At 71.2% G+C, this 14,772-nt stretch carries 17 protein-coding genes; 7 read left to right on the forward strand and 10 right to left on the reverse strand.

Annotation, left to right across the window (positions count from 1 at the left end; translation table 11 throughout):
• Positions 1-22: 22 nt before the first annotated feature.
• Genes CLT68_RS00190 through CLT68_RS00200 form a run of 3 tightly spaced genes read right to left on the reverse strand, consistent with a single transcriptional unit; the run spans position 23 to position 3,560 of the window.
• A complete protein-coding gene (locus CLT68_RS00190; protein ID WP_099856645.1) occupies positions 23-1,360 on the reverse strand; it encodes an FAD-dependent oxidoreductase in 1,338 nt (445 codons plus the stop codon).
• Positions 1,357-2,682, reverse strand: a complete 1,326-nt coding sequence (gene kynU / locus CLT68_RS00195) for a kynureninase (protein WP_199177191.1) — start codon at positions 2,680-2,682, stop codon at positions 1,357-1,359. The genes CLT68_RS00190 and kynU overlap by 4 nt, the downstream gene beginning before the upstream one ends.
• Positions 2,658-3,560 carry a tryptophan 2,3-dioxygenase family protein gene (locus CLT68_RS00200; protein WP_099856648.1) on the reverse strand — a complete coding sequence of 301 codons (903 nt, stop codon included), beginning with the start codon at positions 3,558-3,560 and terminating at the stop codon, positions 2,658-2,660. Before CLT68_RS00200 ends, kynU begins: the two co-directional genes overlap by 25 nt.
• A gap of 148 nt (positions 3,561-3,708) precedes the next feature.
• Between CLT68_RS00200 and CLT68_RS00205 the strand changes: the two genes are divergently transcribed.
• The 3 genes from CLT68_RS00205 (at position 3,709) to CLT68_RS00215 (ending at position 5,652) form a co-directional block, all read left to right on the forward strand.
• Entirely contained in the window at positions 3,709-4,173 is a 465-nt protein-coding gene (locus CLT68_RS00205) for an Lrp/AsnC family transcriptional regulator (protein WP_088949776.1), read from the forward strand.
• A gap of 105 nt (positions 4,174-4,278) precedes the next feature.
• Positions 4,279-4,800, forward strand: a complete 522-nt coding sequence (locus CLT68_RS00210; RefSeq protein WP_099847991.1) for a hypothetical protein — start codon at positions 4,279-4,281, stop codon at positions 4,798-4,800.
• A gap of 75 nt (positions 4,801-4,875) precedes the next feature.
• Positions 4,876-5,652: a class F sortase gene (locus CLT68_RS00215; RefSeq protein WP_486482405.1), complete on the forward strand. Its 777-nt coding sequence runs from the start codon at positions 4,876-4,878 to the stop codon at positions 5,650-5,652.
• A gap of 21 nt (positions 5,653-5,673) precedes the next feature.
• On the opposite strand, the gene CLT68_RS00220 is transcribed toward CLT68_RS00215, so the two are convergent.
• From CLT68_RS00220 to CLT68_RS00230, 3 genes are all read right to left on the reverse strand, one after another.
• Positions 5,674-6,084, reverse strand: a complete 411-nt coding sequence (locus CLT68_RS00220; RefSeq protein WP_088949779.1) for a type II toxin-antitoxin system VapC family toxin — start codon at positions 6,082-6,084, stop codon at positions 5,674-5,676.
• Entirely contained in the window at positions 6,081-6,359 is a 279-nt protein-coding gene (locus CLT68_RS00225; protein ID WP_099847995.1) for a type II toxin-antitoxin system Phd/YefM family antitoxin, read from the reverse strand. The genes CLT68_RS00220 and CLT68_RS00225 overlap by 4 nt, the downstream gene beginning before the upstream one ends.
• A gap of 90 nt (positions 6,360-6,449) precedes the next feature.
• The gene (locus tag CLT68_RS00230; protein ID WP_099847997.1) at positions 6,450-7,223 is read right to left on the reverse strand and encodes a MerR family transcriptional regulator; all 774 of its coding nucleotides are present in this window, start codon (positions 7,221-7,223) and stop codon (positions 6,450-6,452) included.
• Between the two features lie 54 nt (positions 7,224-7,277).
• Here CLT68_RS00230 and CLT68_RS00235 point away from each other — a divergent pair, with 54 nt between their 5' ends.
• Entirely contained in the window at positions 7,278-8,864 is a 1,587-nt protein-coding gene (locus tag CLT68_RS00235; RefSeq protein WP_099847999.1) for an erythromycin esterase family protein, read from the forward strand.
• 17 nt (positions 8,865-8,881) lie between these two features.
• Here the strand turns inward: CLT68_RS00235 and CLT68_RS00240 are convergent, their stop codons facing one another.
• Positions 8,882-9,418, reverse strand: a complete 537-nt coding sequence (locus CLT68_RS00240; RefSeq protein WP_030333470.1) for an HNH endonuclease — start codon at positions 9,416-9,418, stop codon at positions 8,882-8,884.
• 331 nt (positions 9,419-9,749) lie between these two features.
• Here CLT68_RS00240 and CLT68_RS00245 point away from each other — a divergent pair, with 331 nt between their 5' ends.
• The 3 genes from CLT68_RS00245 (at position 9,750) to CLT68_RS00255 (ending at position 12,855) form a co-directional block, all read left to right on the forward strand.
• On the forward strand, positions 9,750-10,742 hold the full coding sequence (locus CLT68_RS00245) for a mechanosensitive ion channel family protein (RefSeq protein WP_486482406.1): 993 nt from the start codon (positions 9,750-9,752) through the stop codon (positions 10,740-10,742).
• 232 nt (positions 10,743-10,974) lie between these two features.
• Positions 10,975-12,357 (forward strand): MFS transporter, encoded by a 1,383-nt coding sequence (locus CLT68_RS00250; protein WP_099848003.1) that lies wholly within the window; start codon positions 10,975-10,977, stop codon positions 12,355-12,357.
• A gap of 69 nt (positions 12,358-12,426) precedes the next feature.
• Positions 12,427-12,855, forward strand: a complete 429-nt coding sequence (locus tag CLT68_RS00255; RefSeq protein WP_088949784.1) for a globin — start codon at positions 12,427-12,429, stop codon at positions 12,853-12,855.
• 19 nt (positions 12,856-12,874) lie between these two features.
• Here CLT68_RS00255 and CLT68_RS00260 read toward each other — a convergent pair whose 3' ends face one another.
• The 3 genes from CLT68_RS00260 to CLT68_RS00270 all read right to left on the reverse strand — a co-directional run bounded on the left by CLT68_RS00260 (position 12,875) and on the right by CLT68_RS00270 (position 14,765).
• Complete coding sequence (locus tag CLT68_RS00260; protein WP_088949785.1) at positions 12,875-13,459, reverse strand: type III secretion system chaperone family protein; 585 nt, start codon at positions 13,457-13,459, stop codon at positions 12,875-12,877.
• Positions 13,460-13,590: 131 nt separating this feature from the next.
• Positions 13,591-14,322 (reverse strand): DUF8185 domain-containing protein, encoded by a 732-nt coding sequence (locus tag CLT68_RS00265; RefSeq protein ID WP_099848005.1) that lies wholly within the window; start codon positions 14,320-14,322, stop codon positions 13,591-13,593.
• The gene (locus CLT68_RS00270) at positions 14,319-14,765 is read right to left on the reverse strand and encodes an acyl-CoA thioesterase (protein ID WP_099848007.1); all 447 of its coding nucleotides are present in this window, start codon (positions 14,763-14,765) and stop codon (positions 14,319-14,321) included. Before CLT68_RS00270 ends, CLT68_RS00265 begins: the two co-directional genes overlap by 4 nt.
• Between the last annotated feature and the right edge of the window lie 7 nt (positions 14,766-14,772).

Here is a 14,772-nt window from a genome sequence, read left to right on the forward strand (position 1 = left end):
AGTCGCGGGTCCCACAGGCCGGTCATTCCTGCCTCCCTCGGCTCAGTACCGCGCCGATCGCGCCGACCAGCAGCACCGCGGCCCCGCCGACGACCGCCCCCAGCACCCGGTGCTGTCGGCGCACCCGGCGGCGCACCTCCGCGTACGGGGTGGTGGAGAACGACACCAGCTCGTACTGCGAAACGTACCGGCCGGGGAGGGCTCGCTCCAGGGCGTGCTCCACCCGCCGCCGCGTCTGGAAGACCGGGGAGGCGACCTTGTCCCGCATCTCCACGAAGTTGGTCAGCGCCATCGTGGCGATGGCCTCGGCGTTCTCCTGCCGGCGTCGCTGGAAGAGGGGCAGCGCCGCCAGCCAGTCGTCGGCGCACTCGTCCAGGCAGCGCTCCAACTCGACCACGTCCTCGAAGGCGCAGTTCGCGCCCTGCCCGTAGAAGGGCACGATCGCGTGCGCCGCGTCACCGAGCAGGCCGACGCTCCCGTTGACCTGCCAGGGCGTGCAGCGAACAGTGCCGAGCACGCCCACCGGGTTGTGCTGGTAGTCGTCGACGAGGTTCGGGGCCAGCGGGATGACGTCCGGGTAGTGCTCGGCGAAGTGCCGCTCGATTTCGGCCAGGCTGGTCAGCGAGGCGAAGCTGCCGGCGCCGTCGTTGGGCCAGAACAACGTGCAGGTGAAGGAGCGGTCCGGGTTCGGCAGCGCGATCATCATCGAGGTGCCGCGCGGCCAGATGTGCAGGGCGTCCGGGTCCAGGGCGAAGTCCCCGCCCAGCGGCGGGATCGTCAACTCCTTGTAGCCGTAGTCGAGGAAGTCCACGCTCTCGTTCAGCAACCCGTACGCGAGCAACTGCCCCCGCACCGCGGAGCCGGCGCCGTCGGCACCCAGCACGACCGACGCCTTGGCCGCGACAGTGCCCTGCGGTGTCTCGAAGCTCAGCGAGCCGTCGGTCGGGTCCAGCCCGACCAACCGGTGGTCGAAGACGACCCGCACCCCGGGCAGCGCGGTGGCCTCGTCCAGCAGGGCGTTGTTCAGCGCGCCCCGACTGATCGAGTTGATCGCCCGGTCGCCGGCCGCGCTGTACGACTGGAACTGCTGCTCCCCCTGGACCGGGTGGATCATCCGGCCCCGCATCGGCAGCGCGTCGGTCATCACCTGCTCGGCGAGCCCGATCCGGCGCAACGCGTCCAGGCCGCGCTCGGAGAGCGCCAGGTTGATCGAGCGCCCCCGCTCGGCCGTGCCGGCCCGCGGGTCGGAGCGGCGCTCGTAGAGCGCCACCGGGTAGCCGCGCCGGGCCAGGAAGCAGGCGGCCAGACAGCCTGCGAGGCCGGCACCGATGATCGCGACCTCGTCGCGCCGCGCGGTCACGGGTTCACCTGCCCCACCGTCGCGGCGAGCGCCGCCGCGGCCCGCCAACAGTCGAGGTACGTGGAGTAGAGCGGCACCGGGGCGAACCGGATGACGTCCGGTTCGCGGGCGTCGGCGATGACGCCGTGCTCGTGCCGCAGGCGTTTGGTCAGCTCCGCCGCGCTGCCGTGGCCGATGCGCACCGAAAGCTGGCAGCCCCGCCGAGCCGGGTCGCGCGGGGTGACCACGCGCAACGGCCGGTCGACGACGACCTCGTCGAGCAGCGACTCCAACCAGCCGGTGAGTCGCTGGCTGCGGGCGCGCAACGCCGTCATGCCGACCGCGTCGAAAACCTCCAGCGAGGTGCGCACCGGGCCCATCGCGAAGATCGGCGGGTTGGAGATCTGCCAGGCCTCCACTGTTGCGGGTGGCCGCGACACCGGGGTCATCTCGAAGCGGGTGGCCGCCGCGGTGCTCCACCAACCCTCGAAGCGGGGCACTGTCTCGTCGCCGAGGTGCCGCTCGTGCACGAAGACGCCGGCCAGGGCACCCGGACCTGCGTTCAGATACTTGTAGGAGCACCACGCGGCGAAGTCGACATCCCAGTCGTGCAGGGCCAGTGGCACGTTGCCGACCGCGTGGGCCAGGTCCCAACCGACCACCGCGCCGGCCGCCCGGCCGGCGGCCGTGATCGCCGGGATGTCCAGCAGCTCACCGGTGAGATAGTTGACCCCGCCGAGCAGCACCAGCGCCACCCGGTCGCCCTCGGCGGCCAGGTAGGCGGTCACGTCCTCGGTGCGCAGGGCGTCCTCACCGTCGCGCGGGCGCAACCGGACCACGGTTTCGTCCGGTTCCAGGCCGTGGAACCGGGCCTGGCTGCGCACCGCGTAGCTGTCCGACGGGAACGCCGCGTCCTCGATGACGATGCGGGTGCGCGCGCCGGCCGGGCGGTAGAAGCTCACCATCAGCAGGTGCAGGTTGACCGTGAGCGAGTTCATCACCACGGTCTCCGCGGGGCGGGCGCCGACCAGTCGCGCGGCCGGCGCGGTCAACAACTCGTGGTACGGCAGCCACGCGCGCGTCGCCTCGACGTGCCCCTCGACGCCGAGCCGCGCCCAGGCGTCCAGGTCGGCGAGGAGTTCGTCGCGGGTGGCCCGGGGTTGCAGGCCCAGTGAGTTGCCGGCGAGGTACGCCGACTCGGGGTGGTCGCCGCCGTCGGCCGGGGGCACGTGGAACAGGTGCCGGTGACCCGGGTCGGCTTCGTCGAGGCGGTGCGCCTCTCGTTCTGGGGTGTGCACAGGGGTGTCTCGCTCTCCGGTCACATCGCGGTGCGGGCCGACCACAGCTCCGGGAAAACCACCCGGGCCATGCTGCGTTGCAGCCACGCCAGGCCGGCGGAGCCTCCGCTGCCGACCTTGGCGCCCATCGTCCGCTGCACCGCCTTGACGTGGTTCCACCGCCAGTCGCCGAACTCCTCCGCGACCGAACTCAGCGCCTCACCGAGCAGTCGCAGGTGGTTGTCCGGGCCGCCGTCGTCGTAGATCCTCACCCAGGCCGCCTCGACCGACGGGTGCGGATCATGTTCGACGGCAACGTCCCGGTCGAGCAGGTCGGCGGGCAGATCGAAGCCACGCCGGGCGAGCAGCGCGAGCACATCGTCCCAGAGGCTCGGCGTGGCCAGCCCGGCGGTCAGCGCGGCGTACACGTCGGTCTGTCGACGGAACGGGCGGATCAGCGTCGGGTCACGCAGCCCGAGCAGGAACTCCAACTGCCGGTACATGGCCGACTGGAAGCCGCTGGCCTCACCGAGCAGGTTGCGGAACCGGTTGAAGTCGGCCGGGCTCATCCAGCGCAGCCCCTGCCAGGCGGCGTTGAGCCCCTCCAGGTGCAGTTTGGCTCGACGCAACGGCGCCAACGCCTCCCAGACCTGGTCGGCGCGGATCAGCCGCTGGGTCTCCCGCAACTCGTGGCAGGTCAGCCCGAAGTACAGCTCCATGATCTGGCTGACCATCAGGAAGGACATCTCGCCCGGGTCGCTGCTGAGCGGGTGCTGCATCCGGTGCAGGGCGCTGGCCTGCACGTACGCGTCGTACGGCACCATGTCGGCGAACTCCAGCGTGGGCTCGCCACCGGTGCGCTCCGCCTGGGCTGCCCGCTGCCCCGGGGTCACCGGTCGCACCGTGGCGGGGCGGTTCGGCGCCCGCCGCTCCGTCTGATCCACCATCTCGTCTCCCTCCCCCGGACTCGCCGACGTCATGATCCCTCGGTCGGATCGGCCTACGGAATGCCAGATCAACGGCTCTCGCCGCCTTCTCCTGGCGAACCAAAGGCAACTAGGCGAAGTCGGTTCACGAAAGTAAGGTCTGAGCGTGGACGACATGGACTGGGCGCTGCTGCGCGAGTTGCAGGCCGACGCGCGGCTGTCCTTCAGCGAGTTGTCCCGGCGGGTGCACCTGTCGCCACCGGCGGTCGCCGAGCGGGTTCGCCGGCTGGAAGAGTCCGGAGTCATCACCGGCTACCACGCCCATGTCGACCTGAGCCGAGCCGGCCGCACCGTGATCGCGCTGATCCGGATGTCCTGCTACGGGGCGCGATGCATCCTGCACGACCCGGCGGTGGCGGGCTGGCCGGAAATCCTGGAGATCCACCGGATCACCGGGGACGCGTGCAGCGTGCTGAAGGTGGCCGCCGGCTCGATCGGCGCGTTCGAGGGCGTCATCGACCGACTCGCCCCGTACGGCCAGCCGTCGAGCACGATGGTCCTGTCGTCCCCGCTGGGCTGGCAGCCGATCACGCCGCTCCCCTCGACCGGGGTCGCCCCGCGCCAGCGCTGACCCACCCCACCCTCACCGCCTGCGGGTTTGCTCCCGCGCCAGCGGGAAAGCAGCCCGCGTGCCCAGGGGAGGGTTCCGGCGGTCGTCGCCGGTTGGGGGGAAATCATGCAGGGAATCCGCACGATCAACCGCGCGCTCTCGTCCGCACTGACGCTGGTCGGGCTGGTGGGGGCGTTCGTCCTGATGTCTGTCGCGCCGGCCCGTGCCGGCGAGAACACCTTCATCGAGGTGACGCCGAACAGCGCCCAGGCCGGTAGCCGGGTCACGATCCGGGCGAGTTGCGACAACGACAACAACCGGCAGGCCAACGTGCACTCGGAGGCCTTTGATCACGTGACGCTCAGACCGGACAACGGCTTCCTCAAGGGGCAGGTCACCATTCCGGGCAACAAGCAGGCCGGCGACTACGCGGTGGACCTGCGCTGCCAGAACGGCCAGACGGCCACGACGAACCTGACCGTGCTGAACATGGCGTCGCCCAGCAAGGGACCGGCGACCGGGGGCGGCGGGACGGCCGGCGGTCGCGGCACCGGCTCACTGCTGGTGCTCGGCGGCGTGGCGCTGGTGGCCACTGCGATCGCGCTCGGCATGGCGGGCGGCCGGCGTCGGACCGGAGCCGGCTCCTGAGCCGGACGACCCATGACCCGCAGATCCGCGCGTGCGCGGCCGGACTGCCGCGCCCGCCTCCGGGCCGGGCCGGCGCTGCGCGCCTCCGGCCGGCTGGTGGCCCGCGCCTCCCGCCGGCTGGGCCGCGTCGCCGGTCAGGCCGGGTCGGCCAGCATCGCCACCACCGATCCGACCGCCCAGCCGCTGCGACCGAGGCGTCCGGCCGGGTCGCCGTTGGCCGGACGCCTGATCGGTGCGGGACCAGGGTTGCCGGTCCTGGCCGTCGCCGCGCTGATGGTGCTGATCGTGGCGATGCTCGGCGTCGAGCAGGTGACCGGTATGAGCCTGTTGCCGGACCAGCTCAGCGCCGGCTTCCGACCGCCACCGAAGAAGTTCCCGGTGCTGTCGTCCAGCCGTCCGACCAGCCTCGCCATCGGCAAGATCGACGTCGAGGCGCCGGTGCACGACGTGGGCATCGCCCCGGACGGCACCATCGCCGTGCCGGACGCGGCCCGCGCCCAGGAGGCCGGCTGGTACGACCAGGGGCCCACCCCCGGTCAGTACGGCCCGGCCGTGATCGTCGGCCACGTCGACACCACGAGCGGGCCGGCGGTCTTCCACAAGCTTCGCGAACTGCGCTCCGGTGACCAGATCGAGGTCACCCGCACCGACCGGAGCGTGGCGATCTTCGAGGTGGATTCGGTGGAGCGGTTCGACAAGGGGCGGCTGCCGGTGGACGAGGTGTACGGCGACTTCAGCCGTCCGAGCCTGCGACTGATCACCTGCGGCGGCCAGTGGGTCGGCGGCGAGACGGGCTATTCGGACAACGTGGTGGTCTTCGCCTCGCTGACGAAGGCACGTACAGGTGGTTGACCCGGGTGAAGCGGAACCGGGTCAGTTCTGACCGGGGCTTGCCACGGGTAACCCCGCAACCTTGGCGCTCTCGAGCAGTCGCCGGTCATAGCTGACGAAGGCGATGAGTGCCGTTCCGGACTCGTTGGTCAGAACCTGAGCGGTGGCAAGGTGAATGGCGTCGAGGCTGCGTAACGTCGGCTCGGCAAACGCGGCAGCGGTCGCACGGATCGTGCCGTCGATCTCCAGCCGAAAGAGCCGTCCGACGGCCGCCGGCACGCCGACCAACGCCTGCGGGGCTGATCGGCGTAACGCTCTGGGCACTTCGACCTCGACCAGCGCGGAGGAGACCAGGGGGACGTCTCCGTGGGTGTTGAGCCAGGAGACAAGCTCAGCGCTGCACGCCTCCTGCCGAACCAACTTGACGACGGCGGCGGAGTCCAGATAGATCACCAGCGCTCCTCGTCCCGCATCTCGGCGAGCGTGGCAGCCACGTCCACATCCTCGTCACCCAGCTTCGGGGGAAGCGGCACAGAGCCGCCGCCGGTCGGAGCGACTGCCCGCCCCGCAGCTACGAGCTTGGCCAGTACCGACCTGTCGTCACTCACCGGAACCAGTCTGGCGATCGGATGCCCGCGATCGGTGATCTCGACGGTTTCGCCGCCACTCACCCGAGCCAGCACCTGACTCGTGTTCTGGTTCAGCTCTCGGACCCCGATGCGTTCCACAGACCGAGTGTAGAACTAAATGTTCTACACTGCGAGCCTATTCGCCTCGTATCGAGAAGACGGCGGCCAGTGGGTCGGCGGCGAGACGGGCTATTCGGACAACGTGGTGGTCTTCGCCTCGCTGGTCAAGGCGCGTGCCGGCGGTTGACAAGCCTCGACGTACTCGGCGAGCCGGGCGGCCCCGGTGAGCATGGCCCGGCCGCGCTCTGTGAGCCGTTGCCGCCACTGGCGCAGCGACGCGGCGAGCGGTTCGGCCCCGCCCGCGTCGCGCACCTGACGCAGCACGCCAGCGATGTGGTCGAGCCGGTAACCGCCCCGACGCAGCAGGTGGGCCAGTTCGGCGTCGCGCACGTCGTCCGGTGAGTAGACGCGGTGCTGGGTCGCGGGATCGCGCCCTGGCCGCAGAATCCCGGCCAGCTCCCACTTGCGCAGCGTCGCGGGTCGCAGCCCGAGCCGGTGTGCCAGCACGCTGATCGGCACGGCTTCCCGGCGCTGCGGTGACGGCTTGGTTCCGGTGAGTGCCACGACCGCCGTCTCGACCACGTCCAGGGTCTCTCGATCGCGCTGCAACAGGGTGTGACTCTGGTCGATCGTGCGCAGGGCCGTGTCGATCTCGCCCCGGTTGATTGCGCGCATGATGTCACCGCTGGCCGCGTAGCCGTGGCCCACGATCAGCGCGAGGTAGGCGCTCAACGCCTTGGCGTGCACCTCGGTGAACCGGCGGTAGCCGTTCGAGGTGCGCTCGGCCGGAGGCAGGACGCCCTCGCGTTCGTAGTTGCGCACGGCTTGCGCGGAGAGGCCGTGCCCGCGCGCGAGATCGACCGGTCGGCGTACCCCTGGGTTTGAGGGTTTCGTGGCTGCCACCGCGCTCCGTCACTCGTAAGTTTCAACCGCTGGTTCAACGATACGGTTGATGCAATGACCACCCTTCTCGACCTGCTTGCCGGATCACCGGCCCTGCTCGCGATCGGCGAGCCGACGCATGGTGAGTCCGCCTTCCTCCAGGTCCGCAACGAGGCCTTCATGACGCTGGCCGAGCACGGCTACCGGTCGATCGCGCTGGAGAGCGACCGGGCCGCGGGGCTGATCGCCGACGAGTTCGTGCAGGGCGGCGTCGTGACGCTCGACCGTGCGCTCACCGAGGGGTTCAGCCACGGGTTCGGAGCGGCCCCGGCCAACCGCGACCTTTTGCTGCGGATGCGCGAGTGGAACGCCGGACGGCCGGTCGCCGAGCACCTGACGTTCCACGGCTTCGACGCCCCGGTGGAGCTGGAGAGCGCCCCGAGCCCGCGGCGCCACCTCAACGACGTTTGTCACTTCCTCGGGCTGGACCGGTCCGCCGAGATCGACGACCTGATCGGGGATGAGACGCGGTGGAGTGACACAGACGCGATCTGGGAGCCGGGCCGGTCGGTCGGTCGCTCGACCGACGCTCAGCGACTGCGGGTGATCGCCGACGACCTGCTGACCGAGCTGTACCTGCAGGCACCCCGGCGACCCGAGGGCTGGCCGGCGGCGCTCGTACACGCCACGTCGGCGGTCGCGTTGCTGCGTTACCACGCCGCGGCCGCCGCACCACTGACCCAGGAGGAACGCTTCGCCCGCCTGGCCGGGGTCCGGGACGCGCTGATGGCCGAGAACCTGCTCGCGATCCGGGCGGCCGAAGCCCACCGCGGACCCACGCTGGCCTTCGCGCACAACACGCACCTCCAGCGCCATCTCAGCACGATGACGATGGACGGCGCGGAGGTGTCGTGGGCCGGCGCCGGCGCGATCGTCGCGTCACTGCTGGGCGACCGGTACGCGGTGGTCGTCGGCAGCCTCGGCGCGAGCCCCGCGCTCGGCATCGAGGCACCCGCCACGTCGACCTACGAAGGCAGACTCCAGCAGGAGGACGACCTCCCCGGGTACGTCCGCGCGTCCGACATCGGACCAGCCGAGCAACGGGCGCACGACTACCGCTACTTTCCGCTGGACCAGGCCACCATCGAACATGCCGACGCGGTGCTGCACATCCCGACCGGCGTCGATGCGGCCACGCTCGCCGACCGAATTCTCTCGCTGCCCGGCGTCGAACAGGTCGTGGCGAGCGAGGAGAACGGGTCACCCGAGGTGGCCTGGGGCGACCGGTTCTTCTACCTCGGCCCGGACCGCCGCCAGCCGTTCGCCACCATCGTCGAGCACGACGTGCCCGGCTTCGACGAGGCCGCACAGCTTGACCGCCCCGGTGTCTTCCGCCTCAACCTGGACCTGGGCCGGGCCGAGTTCGAGCGACTCTTCGGCTTCCCGCCCAAGGCATTCGAGGACCACCGGGACTTGTTCGACTTCGCCCGGCTGGACACCCTCGTACCGCACCCGGGCTACGCGCTGTACGGCTTCGGCAGCATCGTGATGCCTGGTCCGCAGATGCTGGCCGAGATCGACCGGCTACTGGCGATGGCGTACGGCCGGGCAGCGAACCGCCACGAGCGCGCAGCGCGTCGGGCAGCCGACCAGCAGGACTGAGCCAGCTCCGCGCGGAGTCAGGCGGCTGCTTCGGGCTCGCGCAGGTCCAGCCAGTCGGCCCAGCGGGGGTCCGGGGCCCGGTGCCCGAGCACCCGCCAGGCGGTGCCCTTCGGCGCGGCCGGCAGCGCGTGCAACCGCCACCCCATCTCGGCCGGAGTCTTGTCACCCTTGGTGTGGTTGCACCGGGCACAGGCGGCGACCACGTTCTCCCAGGCGTGCCGGCCACCGCGGCTGCGCGGAAAGACGTGGTCGATGGTCTCGGCCGGGCCCCGGCAGTAGGCGCACCGCCACCCGTCCCGGGCGAAGATCGCCCGCCGGGACAGCCCGACGTGCGTCCGGTAGGGCACCCGGACGAAGCGCGTCAACCGGACCACGGACGGCACCGGGAGCGCGTCCCGGGCACTGTGCAGGATGCCGTCACCGTCGGCGACGCAGACGGCCTTGGCGGAGAGGACGAGGATCGCGGCGCGGCGCACCGACACGACACACAGCGGCTCGTAGGTGGCGTTGAGGACCAACGCGCCAGAGCCCACCGTGGGTCGTATGTCAGGCATCGCGCTCACCCTCCCGGTTCAGCGGCTGCTGCGAACCGCCGCCGACCGGGGTCGGGCACGCCGGCCCACCCGGTCGACGCCGGGCCGATCACCGACGTCCGTTGCGCCAATAGTCCCTGATCGGACCCCGGATTGCACGTACTAATCCGGGGTCGGACATGAAGCTCTCTCTCGCACCTGTCACGATGGCCGGTTCGCCCCGTTCCGGTCGTGCCCTCTGCGGCAGTTCACCCGCCGGTGGGTCGGCGGCGGACTGTCGGGTCCCTTGCGGTACGAAGACAGGGTGAGTGCCGCCAGCGTGACGCCCCTTGCCCTGTCCACCGCCGATTCGGTGAGCTGCCAGGGCAGCACCTCCTGCGAGTGGATCTACGACATCACCAGATCGGCCTGGTTCGCCGAGGGCAGTTACTGGATCCTGCTCAAGCCGCTGCGGGTGCTGCTGATCCTGGCGCTGGCGATGGTGGCCCGCTGGGCGCTGCACCGCACCATCAACCGGTTGGTCCGGACGACCACCGAGGGCGCGGTGCCGACGATGCTGCGCCCGCTGCGCGAGCGGGTGCCCAGCACGGCGGGTGACCCGGCGGAGTTCGTGCCGGAGCGGCGACGGCAGCGGGCTGAGGCGATCGGCTCCGTGCTGCGCAGCCTGACCACCGCGTTCGTCTTCGGCATCGCGCTGCTGATGATCCTGCGCGAGTTCAGCTTCGACCTGGCTCCGCTGCTGGCCAGCGCGGGGATCGCCGGCGTGGCACTGGGTTTCGGCGCGCAGAGCCTGGTCAAGGACCTGATCGCCGGCCTCTTCATGCTGATCGAGGATCAGTACGGCGTGGGCGACAACGTCGACCTGGGCGAGGCGATGGGCGTGGTCGAGTCGGTCGGGCTGCGGGTCACCACGGTGCGCGACGGTCGCGGCGTGCTCTGGTACATCCGCAACGGCGAGATCATCCGGGTGGGCAACAAGAGCCAGGGTTGGGCCCTCGTGGTGGTGGACCTGCCGATCGGTTTCAACAGCACCGAGGAGGCCACCGCCGTCCTGCGGACCGCGGCCGCCTCGATCGCGGTGGACCCGGAGCTGTCACCGGAGATCGTCGAGGCGCCGGAGGTGCTGGGCGTCGAGCAGGTGACGGTGGACGGCGCGGTCATCCGGACGGTGGTGAAGACCACCGCGGACGGGCAGTTCGCGGTGGGCCGGGAGCTGCGTCGGCGGCTCGCCGAGGCGCTGGAGAACTCGGGGATCACCGCGCAGATCGCGGCTGCTCGTATCTATCCCGGTCTGCCGACCCGGCCCCTGCCCGACAGCGAGACCGGTCAGGGTGGTGCCACCTGACCCAGGCGAAAATGTCCGCCGATGCAGGGTCGCCAGCCGCCCGGCCCCTCAGGTATCGTCCGTTCGTTCAGTCGGAGAAGCGACGATCGATCCGTTCGCCCTAGCTAGTTGTCAGACGATCGGGCAGAATCCGGAACACGCGTTCCCGACGGAGCGTGATCACATACTCGCTGATCCGCAGATCTGACGAGGGCTTCCGGCCTGACTGCCACGAGCGGCCGAACCGGAGCCGATGGAGGCGACGGTGCCCGACGAGCGACCTTCCGCGGAAGGCCCCGCCACCTTTCGCGAAGTGTTCGCCCAGCACGAGTTTCGGGCCGTGTTCGTGGCTGGTGCTCTCTCCTGGGTCGGTGACTACGTCGCGAAGGCGGCCGTCACCCTGCTCGTCTACCAGCAGACCCGGTCCGTCGCGCTCTCCGCGGCAGCCTTCGCGGTCAGTTTCCTACCCTGGCTGCTCGGTGGTCCTGTGCTCGCCGCACTGGCGGAGCGGTACCCGTACCGCAAGGTGATGGTGGCATGTGACGTCATCCGCATGCTGCTGATGCTGCTCATCGCCATCCCGAACCTGCCGTACCAGGCGGTGTTGGTGCTGATCTTCGCTGCCACACTGGCCAACCCGCCCAGCCAGGCGGCGAAGTCCGCGCTGATGCCGCAGATGCTCACCGGGGACCGGCTGGTGCTCGGGCTGTCGCTGAACAGCAGCATCGGGCAGGCCGCCCAGGTCATCGGGTACGTGTTCGGCGCAGCGGTCGCCTCGATCGACCCGGTGGTCGCGCTGCTGTTCAACGCGGCGACGTTCGGCCTGTCCGCGCTGCTGGTCCGCCTCGGCGTACGCCACCGCCCGGCGTCCATGAACCCTGCGCACCGCAGCCACCTGCTGCAGGAGACGCGCGAGGGGTTCGCCATCGTGTTCCGCACACCGGTGTTGCGGGCGATCGCGGTGCTGGTCTTCAGCGCCATGCTCTTCTCGATCGTCCCGGAGGGGCTCGCCGCCGCCTGGGCCAACGAGGGCGCCAAGGGCGACCTGAGCACGGGCGCGGCGCAGGCGGTGATCATGGTGGCCAACCCCGTGGGCTTCGTCCTGGGCGGGTTGCTGGTGAGCCGGCTGTTCGGGCCGGCCCGCCGGATGAAGCTCATGCGGCCACTCGCGGTGCTCGCCCCACTGGTGCTGGTGCCGGCTCTGTTCGATCCGTCCCCGCTGGTGGTGGCGTTGCTTGCCGCCCTCTGCGGGTTCGCCGTCGCCGGCATGCTGCCGATGGCCAACGGGTTGTTCGTCCAGGCACTGCCCAACGGCTTCCGCGCCCGTGCCTTCGGCGTGATGGCCACCGGTGTCCAGGTCATCCAGGGTGTCGCGGTGCTGGTCACCGGGCTGCTTGCCGAGCGGTTCCCCATCCCGGTGGTGGTCGGGTTGTGGAGCGCGGCCGGAGTGGTGCTCATGGGGGTGGCCGCGCTGCGCTGGCCGGACCGGCAGACCATGGACGAAGCGATCGCCGCAGCCACAGCGGCCAACGCCCAGCCGCCGCAGGAACCTGCCAGCCCTGCCAAGGACGACACGGAGGCGGGCACTCCCGAGCCGCGCTCCGGCGACGGGCAGCGCCGCCACGCGGTCACCTGACCCCCGGCGTGATCCGACGCACGCCGCACGGGTCGGGCCGGCACGGAGCGCACCTGGCAGGATGGAACGGTGAACCCCGCAGGTGAATCCGACCGTCCTGGTGCGTCGATGACCCTCTTCGAAGCGGTCGGCGGCGAGCCCACCTTCCGCAAGCTGGTCGACGAGTTCTACGCCGGCGTCGCCACCGATCCCCTGCTGCGGCCCATGTACCCGGAGGAAGACCTGGGGCCGGCCGCGGATCGGATGACCCTGTTCCTCATGCAGTACTGGGGCGGCCCCAACACCTACTCCGCCCAGCGCGGCCATCCGCGGCTGCGGATGCGGCACGCGCCCTTCCGGATCGGCGCCGCCGAGCGGGACGCCTGGCTGCGGAACATGCGCCGCGCCGTGGACCGGCTCGACCTCGAGCCGGAGATCGCCGCCACACTCTGGGACTACCTGGAGCGCGCCGCATACTTCATGGTCAACGCCGAGGAGGACCCGGCCAACGGCGGCTGATGGCCAGGCCGAGGTTGCGTCAGAGCAGCGCGCCCTCGTCGTGCAGCCAGTCCACGAAGCTGGTGGCCACCGCCGCGCCGCAGTCGAGCATCTCGACCAGGAGCGCGTCGTGGGTGCCGGCGCCGAGCGGCACCTGGAGCTCGGCGTAGATCGGTAGCTGCCCACGCTCGGTCGGGTCGCCGATGTACGCCTTGCAGAACCGGCGGGTGTGGTTCCACTCGTTGACCACCCGGTATGCCCGGTCGGCCCAGTCCGGCGGGACGGTGGCATGTGGGCGCGCCCGCATGACCAGGATCTCGTCCTCCGGCCCTTCGAGGGTGACCAGCACGGCGTGCCGTTCCCACATGGCCAGCAGGTTGCCGTCGCCGTCGGCCAGGTAGCGCACGTCGAGCAGGTCGAGTGCGTCACAGACCCGGCGCAGACTCACCGGCTCGACGTTGGCGGGCATCTCGGACAGCACCGGCCGCTCATTGGCCGGGCAGTCGTCCCCCGGCTGGCGGGGGCTGGGCGGCCCGACCCGGACCGCGCTCTCCACTGTGATCCCGCTTCGGGTTTCCGGATCGCCGCCGTCGGCGGGACCGGGGCGCCATGACCACCACGGCATCGCTCGCGCACCTCACTCCCCAGCGGATCCAGCCGCCTACGGTGCGTTGGATCCGAGGATGGACGGTACCCGGACAGCCGAGTTGAAGCACCCCCCCAACGACCGCCCCAGCCCAGAAGAATGAGCCGGGGTCAGCCGTTCGGACGAGTACTCAGGGGTGTCACGGCAAGATCCGTGGCCTTCTGCGACCATGCCGCTCCGTATGGTCCCACCAGGCCAACCCAACGACCCGCCACCCGCACCTGAACGTCGGGACCGCCGTGGCCGGCGACCGGGCCGTCAGCGGCGCCGAGGAAGCCCATCCGGACCACCGCCTGCACCAGCCGCTGGGGCACCTCGATCGGCTCGGCGGGCGGCCTGTCCGGAGTGACCAGCACCGCCACGTGGTCGAGCAACGCGTCGCGCAGCGCACGCTGACCCACAGCGCGGCCGGCCACCCCCTGCTCGCTCGCCGTCCGCAGGGTGCCCGCCGCCGCCTGCGCGATCCGTCGCAGCTCGGCGACCGGCAGCGCCTCCACCTGCTGGCTGCGCGCCGGCGGCAGCGGCCACCGCCACTGCGCGTCCCGGCGGGTCGGCAGGGCCGCACCGCCACGCTCCAGCTCGGCCAGCAGCTCGGCGGCGGCCACCGTGACGTCGTCGGCCGGCCCACCGGCCACCGTGCGGACCACGAGGACCTGCCACGGCAGCCGGGCCCAGAGGGCGACCCGGCCGGGCCCACCGGCCGGCCGCAGCCGGACCGGTGCGACCGGATCCAGCCGGACCAGTCGGGCCAGGAAGGCGCCCGCGTCCGCCACGCCGGCGACACCGTGCGTCGGGCTCGACGCGGCCGTCCGTCCCGGCTCGGCCGTACCCGGCCGGGTCATGCCGCCCCGCCCTGTGGGGCGTACGTGAGAAGGAAGTCCCGCTCCTCAGGTGTGATCCGTCGGGGCACCTGGCGGGTCAGGTCGAACGGCACCAGCACCGAACGGGCGCGGCTGGCCAGCACCTCGCCGTCGTACAGCTCGTACGCGACAGTGAACCGGGAGGCCCGGATCTCCTCCACCCACAGCTCGATCCGAACAGTGGGCGCCGCCTCCGCGGTGGCCCGGCCCAGCGCGTAGTCGACCGGGCGCAGGTAGTCGACCTCGTGCCGACGGATCACCACCCCGTCGGCGAACGAGCCGACCCCCCAGGCCCGGCCGCCGGCGAACATCAACGCCACCCGCGCCTCCTCGTACAGGGTGAGGAAGCGCGAGTTGTTGACGTGGCCGTACGCGTCCAGGTCGGACCAGCGCAGCGTGCAGTGGTAGATGAACCGGTCAGACACCTTCTCG

The sequence above is a fragment of the Micromonospora sp. CNZ299 genome (assembly GCF_002754415.1).

Excerpts from the sequence above, each read along its gene's own strand:
- CLT68_RS00250 (WP_099848003.1), top strand. The coding sequence starts at position 10,975 with ATGGAGGCGACGGTGCCCGACGAGCGACCTTCCGCGGAAGGCCCCGCC.
- CLT68_RS00235 (WP_099847999.1), top strand. The coding sequence starts at position 7,278 with ATGACCACCCTTCTCGACCTGCTTGCCGGATCACCGGCCCTGCTCGCG.
- CLT68_RS00210 (WP_099847991.1), top strand. The coding sequence starts at position 4,279 with ATGCAGGGAATCCGCACGATCAACCGCGCGCTCTCGTCCGCACTGACG.
- CLT68_RS00265 (WP_099848005.1), bottom strand. The coding sequence starts at position 14,322 with ATGACCCGGCCGGGTACGGCCGAGCCGGGACGGACGGCCGCGTCGAGC.
- CLT68_RS00260 (WP_088949785.1), bottom strand. The coding sequence starts at position 13,459 with ATGCCGTGGTGGTCATGGCGCCCCGGTCCCGCCGACGGCGGCGATCCG.
- CLT68_RS00240 (WP_030333470.1), bottom strand. The coding sequence starts at position 9,418 with ATGCCTGACATACGACCCACGGTGGGCTCTGGCGCGTTGGTCCTCAAC.